This window comes from Sphingomonas colocasiae (assembly GCF_019880585.1).
Taxonomy (GTDB): Bacteria; Pseudomonadota; Alphaproteobacteria; order Sphingomonadales; family Sphingomonadaceae; genus Sphingobium_A; species Sphingobium_A colocasiae.
Genome location: NZ_JAINVV010000006.1, coordinates 312,634 through 328,844, shown reverse-complemented (window position 1 = coordinate 328,844; position 16,211 = coordinate 312,634). Strand labels below are relative to the sequence as shown.

The following is a 16,211-nucleotide window of genomic DNA, read 5'->3' as shown; positions in this document are numbered from 1 at the left end:
GGAAGGCAATGGACTATTCGTCGTACAAGGGGCTGAAGATCGAACGGAACGGACGGATCCTGACCGTCACGATCGATCGCCCGGAGGTCAAGAACGCGGTCAATCCGCTGATCCATGGCGAGTTTTCGCGCATATTCGGCGATATCGCGCAGGATCCCGATGTCGGCGTGGTGATCCTGACCGGCGCGGGCCAGGCCTTTAGCGCCGGCGGCGATATCGGCTGGCTGGCGGCGTTGCAGAGCGATCCCGCCGCCACGGTCGCGGCGATCGAGAATGACCGGCGCATCCAGAACAGCATGCTCGACCTGGAGGTGCCGGTCATCGCCCGCGTCGTCGGCCCGGCGGTGGGGCTGGGATGCTCGCTCTCGCTGTTCTGCGACTTCGTCTATGCGACGCCCGATGCGCGTTTCGCCGATCCGCACGTCTCCGTCGGCCTGGTCGCCGGCGATGGCGGCGCGGTCATCTGGCCGCAACTGATCGGCTATGCGCGGGCGAAGCGCTATCTGTTGACCGGTGATCCGATCACCGGGGCGGAGGCGGCTGCGATCGGGCTGATCACGGAGGCGGTGCCGCTCGACGAGATCGACGCCAGGGTGCAGGCGATGGCCGAGCGGCTGGCGGCGGGGGCAACCAACGCGATCAAATGGACCAAGGCGTCGGTCAATGCCGGGCTCAAGGTGACGGCCAACGCCATCATCGACCGCGCGGCGGCCTATGAGAATCTGACGATGCTGATGGAGGATCACCGTATCGCGGTGGCGGCGTTCCAGAACCGCTCCACGCCGCAATTCACCGGCCGGTGAACGCGATGGCGGGGCTTGCTGGCCGGATCGGCGTCGTCACCGGCGCCGCGAGCGGCCTGGGCCGCGCCATCGCCGAACAGTTCGCCGCATGCGGCGGCGCCGTCATCGTCGCCGATCTGGACGGCGATGGTGCGAACGGTGTCTGCGCCGGGATCGTCGCGCGTGGCGGCGCCGCGATCCCGGCCATCGCCGATGTCGCCGATGCGCCGTCGGTCGAAGAACTGGCCGATCTCTGCTTCGGACGGTTCGGCCGCTGCGACATGCTGATCAACAATGCCGGGATCGCGGATTTCGGGCCGGCGCTCGACATGCCACTCAGCTGGTGGCGCCGGATCCTCGATGTCAATCTGATGGGAATCGTCCATGGCGTCGCGGCCTTCGCGCCGCGCATGGCGATGGCGGAGGGGCCGGCGCATATCGTCAATATCGCGTCGATGGCCGGGCTGGTGCCGCTGCCCGGCTTCGGGGCCTATACCGCCAGCAAATGCGCGGTGGTGGGCCTTTCGGAGGTGCTGCATCAGGAACTGGCGCCGTCCGGCATCGCGGTCTCGATCGCCTGTCCGGGCTGGATCGCGACGGGGATCCAGTCTTCGGGCGGATCGGACGACGGACCGGTCTTCAAGCCTGAACTCTGCCGGGTGCTGAGCCCCGAAACGGCCGCGCGGATCATCCTGGAACAGGCATTGGCGGGCCGGTCGCACATCTTCACCCATCCCGAATGGGACGGGGAAGTGCGCGCCCGAAGCGACCGGATCATGCGCGCCATGTCCGCCGATAGCGGGGTGTGATCGCCGTCCGAGCCGAACCCGCAATCCAGACGAGTATAATGTGAGCAGGGCGGCACTTAGGCATTTGATGGCTCAGGGAGGCGGCGAACCAAACCGGACCTCCCGCCGCATGCGCGGCAATCGCGACATGTGGACAGCTTAGACAAGAAAGGCCCATCAAGGCCTTTGGGGAGGAACAATGTCCGCTGAATTCCGCAAGCTTTTCATCGGTGCGTCGCTGCTCGCGATGATGCCGGTCACCGGCGCATGGGCCCAGACCGCGCCGGGCAACGATGTCGGGGCCGAGGACACGAGCGAAATCGTCGTGACCGCGCAGAAAAAGTCCGAGCGGCTGGCCGATGTGCCGATGTCGATCTCGGTGGTCACGGGCGACGCGCTCGCCCGCGCCGGCATTGTCGATGCCGCGCAGCTCGTTCAGGCGGTGCCGGGCTTCAACTATCAGCAGGGTGCCTTCGGCACGCCGATCTTCTCGATCCGCGGCATCGGCTATAACGACAATTCGACTTCAGCCGGCCCCGCCGTCAGCGTCTATACCGATCAGGTGGCGCTGCCCTATTCGGTGATGGCGCGCGGCGCCCTGCTCGATCTGGAGCGGGTGGAGGTGCTGAAGGGGCCGCAAGGCACATTGTTCGGGATGAACTCGACCGGCGGTGCGATCAACTTCATCGCCGCCAAGCCGACCGACAGCCTGGCCGCCGGCGTGACCGCAGGCTTCGCGCGCTTCAACGAGGTGAGCTTCAACGGCTTTCTGAGCGGACCGCTGGGTGAGGGCCTGTCGGCGCGCATCGCGGTGCAGGGCGAGTTCTCCGATGGCTGGCAATATAGCCGGACGCGGCCGAGCGACCGGCTGGGCAAGAAGAATTTCCTCAACGGCCGCGCGATCTTCGACTGGAAGCCGAGCGATGCGCTGAGCTTCGAACTCGCGCTTTCGGCTTGGCGCGACAAAGGCGAGACGCAGGCGGCGCAATTCGTCGGCTTCGCGCCTGCCGTCGCGGTGACGCCGCTCACCCAATATATCGCCGATGCGATGCGGGCCTCGCCCGTCGCGCGGAACGATGCGCGCGAGGCGGACTGGGATGCGGGCCGCGACTATGCCCGCAACGATCGTTTCCACCAGGCGTCGCTGCGCGCGGACTGGTCGATCGCGGACAGCGTGTCGCTGACCTCGATCTCCGCCTATAATCGCTTCAAGGGCAGTTCGCCGATGGACATCGACGGCACCGCCTTCGGCGCCTTCGGCATCGACGCGCATGATTCCGATCTCGAGACATTCGCGCAGGAACTGCGCCTGGCCGGCAAGGCAGGCATCGTCGACTGGATGATCGGCGGCAATTACCAATATGAGAAAGCCGACGAATCCACGATCACGACCAACCAGGGCACCAACAACCAGATCGGCCCCTTCCTGTTCACGCGGCTTGGCCAGATCGCCAACCAGAAGGTCGATACGCTCTCGGCTTTCGGCAGCCTGGACCTTCATGTCACCGATCGGCTGACCCTTCAGGGGGCGGCGCGCTACACCTCGCAGAAGCGCGATTTCGCCGGCTGCATCAAGGATGAGGGCCTGGGGCCAGTCGGGGTTCCCGCAGCCACCGCCTTCGGCTTCCTCGCCGGGCTCTTCACCGGCGCGCCGGTCAATATCCCGGCGCTCGGCTGCGTCACGATCGATGCGGCGACCTTCAAGCCCGGCCTCGCCACATCCAAGCTCGATGAGGACAATCTCTCGTGGCGGATGGGCATCGACTACAAGTTCGACACCAATGTGATGGCCTATGCCAATCTGACCAAGGGCTATAAATCGGGCAGCTACGCGCTGGTGCCGGCGATCCTCTCCAGCCAGTTCACGCCGGTCACGCAGGAAGCCGTCCTCGCCTATGAGGCGGGCACGCGCTTCACCACGGCGGGCGGGCTGCTCAATGCCGATTTCGCGGTCTTCTACAACGACTATGACGACAAGCAGTTGAAGGGCATCGTGCTGACGCCGGTGTTCGGCCCGCTGCCGCAGCTCGTCAACATTCCCAAGTCGAAGGTGTATGGGTTCGAGGCCAATCTGGTGCTCCGCCCGGTCAAGGGGCTGCGGCTGTCGTCGGGGCTGACCTATGTGCGCTCCAAGGTCCGCCGCGATCCGGTGGCGCCGGCCGAGCCGCGCGATCCCTTCGGCGCGCCGACCAGCTATATCGGCGAATCCTTCCCCAACACGCCCAAATGGCAGTTCGTGGGCGACGCCGAATATCGCTTCCCGGTGGGCGGGGGCGGGATGCACGCCATCATCGGCGGCGCGCTCACCTATCACAGCAGCAGCCCGGGCACCTTCGGCAACACGCCGCAATTCACGCTGCCATCCTATACGCTGGTCGATCTTCGCCTTGGCCTGGAATCGGCGGACGGCCGCTGGAGCGGGCAGGTCTGGGGGCGCAACGTCACCAACGAATATTATTACAACAACGTCACCCATCTGACCGATTATATCGCGAAGATCGCGGGCATGCCGGCAAGCTATGGGGTGACGATCAGCTTCCGATATTAGGCCACCGGCCCGAAAAGGCCGGCCACGATCCCGGCATCTCAGCCATAGCCTGCCCCTGTCACGGCCCATCCGCCGTGGCGGGGGCAAATCGCGTAAGGGCGTCTCGTGATGGAGGGCGCTGCGGGCCCGTTCGGATCCCCCGAAGCAAGTCAGTGCGATTTGTATGAGTAAAAGCTCATAAAGTGCTTGCCACGTCATCCGCTTTTCAATATGAATAAAAGCTCATATTAAAGGCGAGAGAGATCGCCAGCGGAGGGGCGGATGAAGAAGAACATGGCGAGGCTGGTTTCCCTTCAGGGTGTTTGCTGGGCCGCATTGCTGGTGGCGGCCACGCCGGCGGGCGCGGCCGATGTCGCGGCGGATGGGGATGTTGCTGACGAGGGTGCGACGATCGTCGTGACGGCGCAGCGCCGCGAGCAGAAACTGCTCGACGTCCCGGTCGCAGTCACCGCGCTTGGCGAGCAGGCGTTGAAGGACAAACAGGTCAATGACGTGCTCGACCTGGAAAATGTCGTGCCCGGCCTCAAGGTTTCGCTGTTCAGCACCGCCCCCAAAATCACGATCCGCGGTGTCGGCAGTGAGGCTTATAATTATGGCGGCGATCCCGGCGTCGCCTTTCATGCCAACGGGGTCTATATCGGCCGTCCCGAGGCGCAGCGCGGCGCTTTCTTCGATCTCGAGCGGGTCGAGGTCCTGCGCGGGCCGCAGGGTACGCTTTATGGCCGCAACACGACAGGCGGCGCCATCAACCTGATCTATCGGCGCCCGACCCAGGAATTCGAGGCGGTCCTGTCCGGCAGCTACGGAAACTACGATGCCTATGAGGCGTCCGCGGTCGTCAATGGCGGGCTCAGCGACACCATTTCGGCGCGCCTCGGCTTCAAGCGCGAATACAACAAGGGGTATACCCGCAACGCGATGCCAGGGGGCAGGCGTCTCGACGATCAGGACAATTACACATTGCGCGGCCAGTTGCTGTTCGAGCCGACCGATCGTTTCGAGCTGCTCCTGCTCGGCGAATATTATCACAACGGCCGGCGCGGTCCGGGCCGCAAGTTCATCGGTGGCCCCGATGGCGCGCCGACCGCGGCGGAGCTGCCGCCTTATAATGGCAAACCGCTTGTCCCCTACGATGTCCGGGCGGTGGTCTCGACGCTGGAGCCGAAGGAGGACATGGATTTCTGGAGCGTCACGGCGCGTGCGCGCTATGCATTCGAGGCGTTCGATCTGGTCTCGCTCAGCTCCTATCGCGACTCAAGATACGGCAATCGCGACGACGAGGGCGACGGACTGGACGTCGATTTCTCGACGCTCAACATCAACAACGACATCTGGCAGTTCAGCCAGGAAGTGCAACTGGTGTCGAAGCCCGGCGCCCTCAACTGGATCCTGGGCCTTTATTATTTCCAGGAGGATGGCGGCTTCGATCGCGCCATTCCCTTCTTCAAGCCCAACATCACCCTGTTCAACGGCGGCAACGTCAAGACCGAGTCCTACGCGGCCTTCGGCCATTTCGATTATCGGCTGAGCCCGCTCGTCGAGCTGTTCGGGGGTGTCCGCTACAGCAAGGATCGCAAGACGATGTCGGAGTTCCTCCGCTTCGACGGCATTCCTTTCGCCGGTAACAACACCGGCCGCGACAGCTGGGGTGCGGTGACCTGGGATGCGGGCGTGCAGTTCCACGTCACGCCGGGTTCGATGATCTTCGCCAAGGCCTCGCGCGGGTTCAAGTCGGGCGGGTTCAACACCGGCGCGCTCCAGACCAGTTCCTTCGATCCGGAAAAGGTCACGAGCTTCGAGGGGGGCGTCAAAGGGGCCTATCTCAACGGCGGCGTGCAATTCTCGCTGGTCGGCTTCTACAGCAATTATCGCGACATGCAGCTGGTGCAGGTCGTCGACTTCGCGACCTCCTTCAACAATGCGGGCCGCTCGACGATCAAGGGCGTGGAATTCGAAGGCAGCGTGCGGCCGGTTCGGGGCCTGACCTTCGATCTGACCATGGCTTATACCGACGCCCGGCTGAAGGAATATATGTCGCAGGATGCGGCGCGTCCGGCCAAGGGGCTGCAGAACCTGGCGGGCAACCGGCTGCCGAATGTGCCCGAACTGAAGTTCAACCTAGGCGCGACCTATGTCGCCGACCTTTCCAGCGCTGGAAAGCTTCGCTTCAACACCAGCTATTACTGGGAAGACCGCATCTATTTCGACGCCTTCAACGAGGCGCAATCCTCGCAGGGCGCGGTCGGCCGGGTGGATGCCAGCATAACCTATGTCTCGCCCGACCAGAGCCTGGAAGTCTCGCTCTGGGGCAAGAACCTGACCAACGAGCTTGTGCGCGGCTATGTCAGCGTTCTGACCGCCCAGATCGGGTCACCCCATCTGCTCTTCTGGGATCCGCCGCGCACCTATGGCGTGCGCGTGACGAAGAGCTTTTGAGGGGCTGCGATGATCAATATATCGGCCGTGCCCCAGGTGCTGATCGTCGGTGCGGGCCCGGTGGGCATGACGCTGGCGCTCGAGCTGGCATCGCGCGGCATCGCGACCATGCTTGCCGAGCAGCGCGGCGCCGACGCGCCCGCCCACCCCAAATGCAATACGATCAGCGCCCGATCGCTTGAGATATTCGATCGGCTGGGCTGTGCGGATGGCATCGTCGGATGCGGCCTTCCGCCTGGGTTCACCAATGACGTCGTCTACTCGACCAGCTATGCCGGGGGGCACGAGATCGCGCGTCTGCATCTCCCGTCCCGTGCGAGGCGGTGGAGCGATGACCGTTTCGCCTTCGACGGCGGCTGGCCGTCAGCCCATCGTCCGCATCGGGCGAGCCAGATCTATCTCGAACAGGTGCTGCGCGCCCGGATCGCCGCTGAGCCGCTGATCGATCTCCGCTTCGATACCGAAGTCGTGGCGGCCGAAGCGCACGACGATGGTGTTCGCGTCACCATGCGGGAGGGCGCGGACGGAAGCGCCGCTGAACCGAGCTTCGCCTATGTCGTCGGCTGTGATGGCGGGCGTTCCCTTGTCCGCCGGGCGATGGGGACGAAGCTGGTCGGATCGAGTGCGGTCGAAACGAAGATCTGGGCGATCTATTTCCGATCGAAGGGCATGCTTGCGGCGGGCCCGGACGGCGGCGTCTGGATGAACTGGATCATCCAGGAGCAGCAGCGCGGCACATTGATCGCGATCGACGGCGAGGAACTGTGGCTCGTCCATTGCAACGTTCCCGCTCATCTGACCCATGACGAATTCGACTGGCGTCCCGGCGTGCGCGCGCTGCTCGGCACCGATATCGATTACGAGGTGATTGCTGCCGAGCAGTGGCGGCTCAACCGGGCGGTCGCGGAGAATTATCGCATCGGCCGCTTCTTCCTCGCCGGCGATGCCGCGCATATCTGGCCTCCCTTCGGCGGTTTCGGCATGAATTCGGGCGTCGAGGATGCCGCCAGCCTCGGCTGGATGCTCGGCGCCGTCCTGAATGGCTGGGCATCGCCCGCCCTGCTCGACGCCTATGAAGCGGAACGAAAGCCGGTGGGCGAACTCGTGTCGCGCGCCGCCGACGAGATGGTCGCCCAGCAGCGTCAGGCGGCGGCGGCCGAGGGGCTGCAAGCCGATGTGCGGCGGGATGATCCGGTCGGCGCCCGCGCGCGGGCTGCCATCGGCCGCAACATCGTCGCGATCGACAGTCAGCAATTCGACCCGCAAGGGCTGAACTTCGGTATCGCCTATTCGGCATCGCCCATCATCGTCCATGACGATGGCGAGGCTCCCGCGTTCAGCGTGCGCGATTATCGCCCGACGACGGTTCCGGGGTGTCGCGCGCCCTGGTTCGTCTCCCATGACGGTGTCGGGCTCTATGAGCGGCTGGGACGTGACTTTGCGCTTCTGCGGCTGGATCGCGCGATCGCCGTCGATGGTTTCGCCGATGCCGCAACCGCCATCGGTTTGCCGCTGGCGGTGTTGGATATCGGTCATGAGCCGCAAGCGCGGAAGCTTTACGATCACGACCTGCTTCTCGTTCGACCGGATGGCCGGATTGCCTGGCGCGGCAACGCGATGCCTGCCGATCCGGCGGCAATCCTCGGCGTCGTCACCGGCCGGGCCACGGCCGTATGAGCGGCGATCCCCATGACTGGGAAGCGCTCCGGCAGCAGCGGCTCGCCCGGCTGCCGGCGGAAACCCGTGCGGCGCTGCTTGCACGCGCCGGCTGGCCGCCGTTCGAGGAACTCGGCGTCGGCGGCTTTCGCGAACGGATGAGCGCCTACACCCAGGCGCCGGTGGAGAGCGACGATATCGAGTGGCGGGACATCTCCGTGCCGGGGACGGCCGGGGTGATCCCGATGCGCCTGTTCAGGCCACGCGGGCGCGAGCGCGTTCGCGGTATCTCTCTCTATGTCCATGGCGGCGGCTTTATCGGCGGCGGCGGGCTCGATGGCTATACGCCTGCCTGTGTCGGCATGGCGCGCACGATCGATTGCATCGTCGCATTGCCCGATTTTCGCCTTCCGCCCGAACATAAGTTCCCGGCCGCGATCGACGATGTCTGGACGATATTGCAATGGCTGTCCGCCAATGCCGATGCGATCGGCGGCGATGCACGGCGGATCGCGATCGGCGGGGGCTGTACCGGTGCCACCCATGCCGCCGCAGCGGCGATCATGGCCCGCGATGCCGGCCTGCCGCCCCTGCGCCTGCAATGGCTGTTCGACGCGTTGCTCGACGCGCGCTGCGACTATCGGTCGCATGCGGAGAATGGCCGCGGCTACCAGCTGTCGACCGCCGACAACCGCTACATCATCCGCCGTTACCTCAATCGTGCCGAGGAGCGGTGGGACTGGCGGGTGTCGCCGGTGCTGGCGCCCAGCTTGCGGGGGGTCGCGCCCGCGCTGATCGTCGCGGCGGAGTTCGACATCCTGCGCGACGAGATGGAATTCTACGCCAACCGCCTGCGCGATGCCGGGGTTGCGGTCGATCATCGCTGCTATCCGATGGAAGGGCACTCGTTCAGTTTCGGCGAGGACCCGGGCAAGCTCTCTCCCGCCGGCATCGATGCGCGCACGGCACAGGCCGATGCCTTGCGCGAGGCGCTCGACTGATGGCGACCAGTCTGGCCTATCTCCGTCTGCAATCGACGCGGATCGACGATTGGGCGGAATTCGCCGACCTGCTCGGCTGCGGCGTTTCGCGACGCGATGCAGGTCTGGCGCTCCGGCTCGACGAGGCCGCGTATCGAATTCTGATCGACGAAGGCGGCGCCGACGACCTGCGGAGCCTGGGTTTCCTGACCGACGATGCTGGCCGTGCCGGCGCCTTGGCGAAGCTCGGCGGCGCGGCGGCCGAGGGGGATGACGGCATATTGCGCTTCGCCGATCCTGATGGGGTCGAGATCGAACTGGTCGCCGCGCTTGAGGCAAACGCCACGCCCTTTCATTCGGCCCGGCTTGCCCAGGGGTTCGTCGCCGATGGATCGGGCTTCGGGCATGCATTGCTCAAGGTCGCCGACATGGACCGCAGCGTTGCATTCTACACGCATGTTCTTGGCGGTGCGCTGAGCGATCATATCCTGCTCGGCGACGATGGCGGCACCGCGCGCATCGCGTTCGTCCACTTCAACGAGCGTCATCATTCTCTTGCGCTGATGGAAGGCGGGATCGGATCGCAGCGACGGCTCCAGCATTTCATGCTCGAACTGCGCAGCCTCGAGGATCTTGGCCGAACCTATGACCGGATGATCGACAGTCGCTTCGGCATCGCCGCGACGCTTGGCCAGCACAGCAATGATCGTTCGCTGTCCTTCTACAGCGCGACGCCGTCGGGCCTGTGGGTCGAGATCGGCTGCGGCTCGATCCGCATCGAAGACGAGGCTGCCTGGCGGACGGCCGAATATCGCAGCACCAGCCTGTGGGGCCATCGGCCTCCGCCCCCGCGCGACCGATGACCTCGGCGCATCAACCGCATCCAGCGAGGACCGATATGGACCAACCCAGACTGAGCCGCATCGCCCTCGAGCGGGGGCTTGAGATGAACCTGGCGGAACTGGGCGAGGGGCCGGCGCTGATTTTCATCCACGGCAGCGGCCCGGGGGCGTCGAGCTGGAATAATTTCCGGGGCAATGCCCGGCATTTCGCGGGCAAGGGGTATCGGTGCCTGATGCCGGACATGGTCGGCTTCGGTCATTCGAGCAAGCCCGAGGATGTGGATTTCACATTGGACTTCCATGCGGGAACGATCGTCCGGGCGATCGAGAGCCTGACTCTCTCGAAGGTCGTGCTCATCGGTAATTCGCTCGGCGGCGCCGTCGCGATCCAGGTCGCGCTCGATCGCCCCGATCTTGTCGACCGGCTCGTCCTGATGGCGCCGGGCTGGCTCGACGAACGCGAGGTGTTTGCGCAGATGCCGGGCATCCAGGCGATGCGCCGGGTCCTGCTCGACGAAGGCGGTCTCAAGCTCGAGAATCTCGAGCAGACCTTCGCATTGATGTTCGCCGATCCCGCCAGATTGCCGCATGACCTCGTCCGTGAGCGCTTCGAGATGGCGAAACTCCAGAATTCGACGGTCTACAGCCGGGCGACCGGCTACAATCTCTCTTCTCGCCTGAAGGAGCTGGTGCAGCCCGTCCTCGGTTTCTGGGGTGCCGCCGACCGTTTCTGTCCGGTTTCGGGTGCCCTGACGCTTGCGCAGGAAGTGGCGGATTGCACGATGATGATCAGCCGGCAGTGCGGCCACTGGTTCATGATGGAGCAGTCCGAACTGTTCGATCGCGAGGTCCTGGCCTTCCTGTCGAAATAGCCGCGCATGCTTCGTCGACAACATGGGGGGGAGATACCCGAAGCGCTTGCCGCATTCGATGGGCTCCATCTCGACGCCCTGTCGCTGGCGCGCGCTTCCGATGCGGATAGTGGCGGCATCCTGCCGATCCTTTCCCGGAGGATGGGATTGGGTGATGTCGCGCCGATCGCGCTCGCCGACAATCGGCGATGGCCGCCGCGACTTGAGTTCGACCCATTTGTGCAGGGTGGAGATCAAGGTCTGGTCTCGTTCGAACCATTGGCGATGCGGGGGACGTCCAGGGCAACGGGCATGCTGGTCGCGGGTGTCGATGCCGGCGGGGCGCCGCTGCTTCTGCACCTGATGCTTGCCCGAACGGGGATCGCCGTTTCCCGTCCGGACGAATGCCATATTGTCGTCACGGCGCGGGCGGTGGAGGCCCGGCGGCTCGCGGATGCCGGGCTTGTCGCTGACCTGGCCGAACTTCTCGGCGCCTATGAACAACTGGGCACCCTGCTGGCGATGTTCGACGCCTGCCTGGATTATGTGCGTGGACGGACGACCGGTGATTGGCGGCTCGGCGCGGTTCCGGCGGTTCGCGAACAGATCGCGGAAATCTATCTTTCGCTGCTCATGCTTCGCACCGCGCTGGATGAAGCTCACGCGGCTTTCAGAACGGGCGCGGACGACGAAGGCGGTCGATTGCTTGCCCGGGCGCGCCTGGCCTGGTTCGAGCGGGCAGCCGGTTGCGCGGGGCATTGCATGGAACTGCATGGCGGTATCGCCGTGGTCGCGGGGCACGGCATGCAGCGCCTCCATCACGGACTCGGCGATCGGGTGCGCCTGACGCGCGCCGCCGCATATTGGCGCTCTCGGCTTGGAGAGCTTTCATGATCGCGCGAGCCTATCTGGCCGATCTCGTCGGCGGCGTCGGTCGTCCGGCCGTGTCGAGCGAGGATGGGCGAGCCTTTCACCACTGGCTCGAAGCGTTCGGCCGGGCGGCGGCATCGATCGACGCGGCGGCGTGGCAAGCGCGCAAGGCGGAAGCGGGCTGGTCGCGGCTCGGCTGGCCGAAGGCGGCGGACGGAAGACCGGTTCCGCTCTGGGAGCTTCATCGGCTGCGCGTGCTGGAGGAGGAGATCGCTCCCGCGGCCACGCGGTTGCGGCTGGGGCTGGATGCGGTTGCGCCGATGCTCATGGGCCATGGTCGCGCCGATCAGCAGGCGGCGCTTTTGCCGCATATCGCGAGTGGACAGGCGATCTGGACGGCGCTGTTCGCCGAGCCGGGATCCGGCTTGTCGATCGGTAATCCCGAGACCGTGGCGACGCGCGGCGATGGTGGCTGGCGGATCAGCGGCAAGAAAATCTGGTGCCGCTTCGCGGGTCTGGCAACGCATGCGATTTTGCTCGCCCATACCGGGGCGACGGCCGGGCAGGCGGGGTGTTCGACCTGCTTCATTGTCGAATTGCCGGCGCCAGGGGTTCGCATCCTGCCGATACCGCTGACCTCGGGGCGCGCCGATTTCGACGAGGTATTGCTCGACGATATCTGGGTTCCTGAAACGAACCGCCTTGGGGACATCGGTGCGGGCTGGGCTGTTGCAGGCATATTGCGCGGTTTCGCGTCCGCGCGGCTTGATGCACGCGCGCTCGAAGCGTCGGAGAGGCTGCTGGCGGCGGCGCGTCCGGATGCCGGCGATATGGCGATGCTGTCGACGCTCGATGCGACGCTCCGTCGGCTCGGGCATTTCGAATCGATCGCCAATGCCGAGGATTTCGGCCTTAACCGGGCAGTCGCGGAACTGCTCGCACGACGCCTGACCGGCGAGGTGGCGCGATTGCGGCAGGCCGGATCATCTTTGGGCGAGGATGATCGCTTCGACGGTCTGGCGGCCGAGCTGCAATTGGAGAACGGGCCGAACCATCGGTTCCTGAGCGAGCTTGGGGCGGCGATTCTGGGTTCAGGACGATGACCATGAAGCAGCGGAATATCCGGGCGCTGACAGCGCCGGGCGCGCCTTACGCAATGATCGAAGGCGACGCGCCCGGTGCGGCATTCTTCGCGAATGCCCCCCGATCGCTGGCCGCGTTCGTTGGGGACGCCGCAGCTTATGGGGATCGGGATTTTCTCGTCTACGAGGATGAGCGGCTGAGCTATGGCGACGTCGTCGCACGTGCCCGTGCGCTCGCCATCCGCTTTCGTGACGAGATGGGCCTGGTCAAGGGCGACCGCGTTGCGATCGCCATGCGCAACTATCCCGAATGGGTGATCGCCTTCCTCGCATCGGTGTCCGGCGGGCTGGTATCGGTCGCATTCAACGGCTGGTGGGATCGGCCGCAGATCGAACGCGCGATCCGGCAATGCGACGTGAAGCTGGTGATCGCCGACACGGAGCGTGCCGCGCTGCTGGCCGATATCGGCATCCCTGTGCTGATCCGGCGGGATGATCGGACAGCCGGTGATTTCTCCGAAACCGCGGAAGCGTTCGCCCCGCCCGATATCGGCCCGGACGATCCGGCATGCATCATCTTTACCTCGGGGTCGGAGAAGTTCCCGAAGGCGGTGCTGTCGAGCCATGGCGCCGTCGTCCACGCGATGCTGGCCTTCGAACTCAACTATTTCGCGGACAATGGCTATGGCTGCCCAACGCAATGGGCCGATGATCCCGGGCTTCGCCGTGCGCAGGATGACAGGCCGGGCGATACGCTGCTGCCGATCCCGCTGTTTCACATCAACGGTCTGCTGCTTGGCCTGATCCGCGCGCTTCGTGGCGGCAAGAAGATCGTACTGATGCGCAAATGGGATGCGGTGAAGGCCCTGGACCTCATCGACCGCGAAGAAATCCAGCTCTTCCCCGCAGTGCCCACGGTGAGCGCCGATCTGGTCGCCGCGGCGCGAACAGCCGGGCGCGGTCTGCCGTCGCTGCGCCTGATCGGCGGCGGCGGCGCGGCACGCAGCACGGCCCAGGTCGAGGCGCTGGCCGGTCTCAATCCGCATGCCGTCGGCTTTTCCGGATGGGGAATGACCGAAACCAATGCCCTCGGTACCGCGATCGGAGGTGCCGATTATCGGGCGCGGCCGCGTGCGGCGGGCAGGGCGCTGCCCGGGGTGGCGCTGCGTGTCGTCGACGATGGCGGCATCGTGCTTCCGCGCGGTGTCGCTGGAGAGCTGCAGGTCCGTACGCGCGCGCTGTTCGAGTGCTATGTCGGGGACGAGGAGGCGACGGCGGCGGCATTCGCCGATGGCTGGTTCCGGACCGGCGATATCGCGGTCATCGACGAGGACGGTTTCGTTTCGATCGTCGACAGGTTGAAGCAGATCATCATCCGCGGCGGCGAGAATATCAGCTGCAACGATGTGCAGGATGCGGTCGGATCGCACCCTATGGTCAGGGAGGCGGTGGCAATCGGCGTCGCCGACGAGCGGCTCGGCGAGGAAGTCGGCATCGTCGTGGCGGCGGTGCCGGGCGCATCACTGGCAGAATCCGCGCTCCGCCGGTTCCTGGATGATCGGCTGAGCACGCACCAGCGGCCGCGCCATATCCTGATCGTGCACGGGCAATTGCCCCGGCTCGCCATCGGCAAGATCGACAGGCGCGCCTGTGCGCGGATGCTGGAGGTTTATCTGACGGAGACGCGCGATGCAGGTTGATGAGGAAAGGCACGGAACCATGCCGCCGGTGCGGCTCGACGGCCGCGTCGCGATCGTGACCGGTGCGGGCAATGGGCTTGGCCGGGCGCACGCGATGGCGCTTGCCGTGCGCGGCGCCAGCCTGGTGGTGAACGACCGCGATCCGGCCGCCGCCGCGATGGTTGCGGACGAGATTGTCGCGCTCGGCGGCACGGCGATCGCCGACAGTGCCGATGTTGCCGACGCCGATGCGGTTGCCGGGATGGTCGGCAGGACGATGACGGATTGGGGACGCGTCGATATCCTGGTCAACAATGCCGGCAATCTGCGCGACAGGAGCTTCGCCAAGATGGCGCCTGCCGATTTCCGTGCCGTCATCGACGTCCATCTGATCGGCAGCATGGTGTGCAGCCGCGCGGTATGGCGCGCGATGTGCGAGCAGGGTTATGGCCGGATCGTCATGACCACCTCATCGAGCGGGCTTTACGGCAATTTCGGCCAGTCCAATTATGGAGCGGCCAAGATGGGCGTCGTCGGTTTGATGAACACCCTGTCGCTGGAAGGGCAAAAATACGGCATCCGCATCAACGCCTTGGCGCCGATGGCGCGGACGGCGATGACCGAGGGCATCGTCCAGGAAAGCGCCGCCTTCGGCATGATGACGCCTGAATCCGTCGCGGCCGGCATTGTGGTGCTGTGCTGCGACGATGCGCCCGATCGCACCATATTATGTGCGGGCGGCGGCACCTTCGCGGTCGCGCGTATCATCGAGACGCAGGGGATCTTCCTGCCCCCCGAGCGAGTGTCTCCCGAAGCTGTGCTGGCCGGCTGGAGCCGGTTGATCGACGAGCGCAATGCGGCGCGCTACGACGTCGCGCGCGCGCAGACGGTGAAGTTCATGGACAATGCCCGCGCCTGGATGGCGCGGCATGAGGCTGGCGGTGGTTGAGCCTCCTCATACCAAGGTGCAGGGATGCTGACGCATCCGCACCTTGGAACGCTCAAGCGCCGCGCGGGCTTCACCAGGATGCGATGAGTCATACTCATCGCATCCTGGTATCAGTCGTCAAGGCACTGCGAGATGATGGCGATGGTGGCGATCTCCTGCCACTTGATCGCATCGGCGACGATCTCGTCGGGCGTGTAATAGAGCGTCCGGCGTATCTCCAATATGTAGCGGCCCAGCTTGCGCAGTCGCGCGACGCTCCATTTTGATCCGGCCGCCTTCAGGAACTTGACCGAGGATTCGACGCAGAACTCGACATGCGCGTCGTTCAGCTCGCGCAATTCGGGATACAGGTCGATCGCGCCGAGCAGGATGCGGCCCAGCTTGCGCTCATAGTCGAACGTCGAAGGGACGGTGACCGTCATCGACATCTGCTGCAGGGCGTAGTCACGCCCCTTTTGCAGATAATCTTCCATCGGGAAGGCGTCGAGCTTGTCCTCGAGCACCGACAGCCAGTCCTGGATGAGCGCGTAGACGATGGCCTGCTTGTTCGGAAAATATTGATAGACCGATCCGACCGGAATTCCCGCATGTTCGGCGATCTGGTTGGTTGTCAGCCCTTCGAGTCCGTGCCGGAAGATCAATTCCCGCGTCGCCGCGAGAATCGCCTCCACGCGCGCGCGCGAGTTCGATCGCGACGGCAGTTTTCGCGGCTCGACCCTTCGGGATAATTGCTGCTTGGTCATGGTCT

At 65.2% G+C, this 16,211-nt stretch carries 13 protein-coding genes; 12 read left to right on the top strand and 1 reads right to left on the bottom strand.

From position 1 onward, the window contains the following. Positions 1-8 precede the first annotated feature (8 nt). The 12 genes from K7G82_RS14820 to K7G82_RS14765 all read left to right on the top strand — a co-directional run bounded on the left by K7G82_RS14820 (position 9) and on the right by K7G82_RS14765 (position 15,463). Positions 9-803 (top strand): enoyl-CoA hydratase/isomerase family protein, encoded by a 795-nt coding sequence (locus K7G82_RS14820; RefSeq protein WP_222990674.1) that lies wholly within the window; start codon positions 9-11, stop codon positions 801-803. Between the two features lie 5 nt (positions 804-808). Next, positions 809-1,591, top strand: coding sequence for an SDR family NAD(P)-dependent oxidoreductase (locus K7G82_RS14815; protein WP_222990673.1), 783 nt, complete (start codon positions 809-811; stop codon positions 1,589-1,591). A gap of 178 nt (positions 1,592-1,769) precedes the next feature. After that, positions 1,770-4,118, top strand: coding sequence for a TonB-dependent receptor (locus K7G82_RS14810; protein ID WP_222990672.1), 2,349 nt, complete (start codon positions 1,770-1,772; stop codon positions 4,116-4,118). A 261-nt stretch (positions 4,119-4,379) separates the two neighbouring features. After that, positions 4,380-6,554 (top strand): TonB-dependent receptor, encoded by a 2,175-nt coding sequence (locus K7G82_RS14805; protein WP_222990671.1) that lies wholly within the window; start codon positions 4,380-4,382, stop codon positions 6,552-6,554. 9 nt (positions 6,555-6,563) lie between these two features. Continuing rightward, the gene (locus tag K7G82_RS14800; RefSeq protein ID WP_222990670.1) at positions 6,564-8,231 is read left to right on the top strand and encodes an FAD-dependent monooxygenase; all 1,668 of its coding nucleotides are present in this window, start codon (positions 6,564-6,566) and stop codon (positions 8,229-8,231) included. After that, complete coding sequence (locus K7G82_RS14795; RefSeq protein WP_222990669.1) at positions 8,228-9,211, top strand: alpha/beta hydrolase; 984 nt, start codon at positions 8,228-8,230, stop codon at positions 9,209-9,211. The genes K7G82_RS14800 and K7G82_RS14795 overlap by 4 nt, the downstream gene beginning before the upstream one ends. Next, positions 9,211-10,053: a VOC family protein gene (locus K7G82_RS14790; RefSeq protein ID WP_222990668.1), complete on the top strand. Its 843-nt coding sequence runs from the start codon at positions 9,211-9,213 to the stop codon at positions 10,051-10,053. The genes K7G82_RS14795 and K7G82_RS14790 overlap by 1 nt, the downstream gene beginning before the upstream one ends. Positions 10,054-10,088: 35 nt before the next feature. Next, positions 10,089-10,904 carry an alpha/beta fold hydrolase gene (locus tag K7G82_RS14785; RefSeq protein ID WP_222990667.1) on the top strand — a complete coding sequence of 272 codons (816 nt, stop codon included), beginning with the start codon at positions 10,089-10,091 and terminating at the stop codon, positions 10,902-10,904. Between the two features lie 6 nt (positions 10,905-10,910). Continuing rightward, on the top strand, positions 10,911-11,777 hold the full coding sequence (locus K7G82_RS14780) for an acyl-CoA dehydrogenase family protein (protein WP_222990666.1): 867 nt from the start codon (positions 10,911-10,913) through the stop codon (positions 11,775-11,777). Further along, positions 11,774-12,856, top strand: a complete 1,083-nt coding sequence (locus K7G82_RS14775) for an acyl-CoA dehydrogenase family protein (protein WP_222990665.1) — start codon at positions 11,774-11,776, stop codon at positions 12,854-12,856. Before K7G82_RS14780 ends, K7G82_RS14775 begins: the two co-directional genes overlap by 4 nt. Before the next feature lie 2 nt (positions 12,857-12,858). Then, entirely contained in the window at positions 12,859-14,535 is a 1,677-nt protein-coding gene (locus K7G82_RS14770; protein WP_222990664.1) for a class I adenylate-forming enzyme family protein, read from the top strand. Then, positions 14,525-15,463 (top strand): SDR family NAD(P)-dependent oxidoreductase, encoded by a 939-nt coding sequence (locus K7G82_RS14765; protein ID WP_246623565.1) that lies wholly within the window; start codon positions 14,525-14,527, stop codon positions 15,461-15,463. Before K7G82_RS14770 ends, K7G82_RS14765 begins: the two co-directional genes overlap by 11 nt. 110 nt (positions 15,464-15,573) lie before the next feature. Here K7G82_RS14765 and K7G82_RS14760 read toward each other — a convergent pair whose 3' ends face one another. Then, positions 15,574-16,206: a TetR/AcrR family transcriptional regulator gene (locus K7G82_RS14760; protein ID WP_222990663.1), complete on the bottom strand. Its 633-nt coding sequence runs from the start codon at positions 16,204-16,206 to the stop codon at positions 15,574-15,576. Positions 16,207-16,211 lie beyond the last annotated feature (5 nt).

Bases quoted from the DNA above. Each gene is read 5' to 3' on its own strand.
- K7G82_RS14820 (WP_222990674.1), top strand. From the start codon at position 9: ATGGACTATTCGTCGTACAAGGGGCTGAAGATCGAACGGAACGGACGG.
- K7G82_RS14815 (WP_222990673.1), top strand. From the start codon at position 809: ATGGCGGGGCTTGCTGGCCGGATCGGCGTCGTCACCGGCGCCGCGAGC.
- K7G82_RS14810 (WP_222990672.1), top strand. From the start codon at position 1,770: ATGTCCGCTGAATTCCGCAAGCTTTTCATCGGTGCGTCGCTGCTCGCG.
- K7G82_RS14805 (WP_222990671.1), top strand. From the start codon at position 4,380: ATGAAGAAGAACATGGCGAGGCTGGTTTCCCTTCAGGGTGTTTGCTGG.
- K7G82_RS14800 (WP_222990670.1), top strand. From the start codon at position 6,564: ATGATCAATATATCGGCCGTGCCCCAGGTGCTGATCGTCGGTGCGGGC.
- K7G82_RS14795 (WP_222990669.1), top strand. From the start codon at position 8,228: ATGAGCGGCGATCCCCATGACTGGGAAGCGCTCCGGCAGCAGCGGCTC.
- K7G82_RS14790 (WP_222990668.1), top strand. From the start codon at position 9,211: ATGGCGACCAGTCTGGCCTATCTCCGTCTGCAATCGACGCGGATCGAC.
- K7G82_RS14785 (WP_222990667.1), top strand. From the start codon at position 10,089: ATGGACCAACCCAGACTGAGCCGCATCGCCCTCGAGCGGGGGCTTGAG.
- K7G82_RS14780 (WP_222990666.1), top strand. From the start codon at position 10,911: ATGCTTCGTCGACAACATGGGGGGGAGATACCCGAAGCGCTTGCCGCA.
- K7G82_RS14775 (WP_222990665.1), top strand. From the start codon at position 11,774: ATGATCGCGCGAGCCTATCTGGCCGATCTCGTCGGCGGCGTCGGTCGT.
- K7G82_RS14770 (WP_222990664.1), top strand. From the start codon at position 12,859: ATGAAGCAGCGGAATATCCGGGCGCTGACAGCGCCGGGCGCGCCTTAC.
- K7G82_RS14765 (WP_246623565.1), top strand. From the start codon at position 14,525: ATGCAGGTTGATGAGGAAAGGCACGGAACCATGCCGCCGGTGCGGCTC.
- K7G82_RS14760 (WP_222990663.1), bottom strand. From the start codon at position 16,206: ATGACCAAGCAGCAATTATCCCGAAGGGTCGAGCCGCGAAAACTGCCG.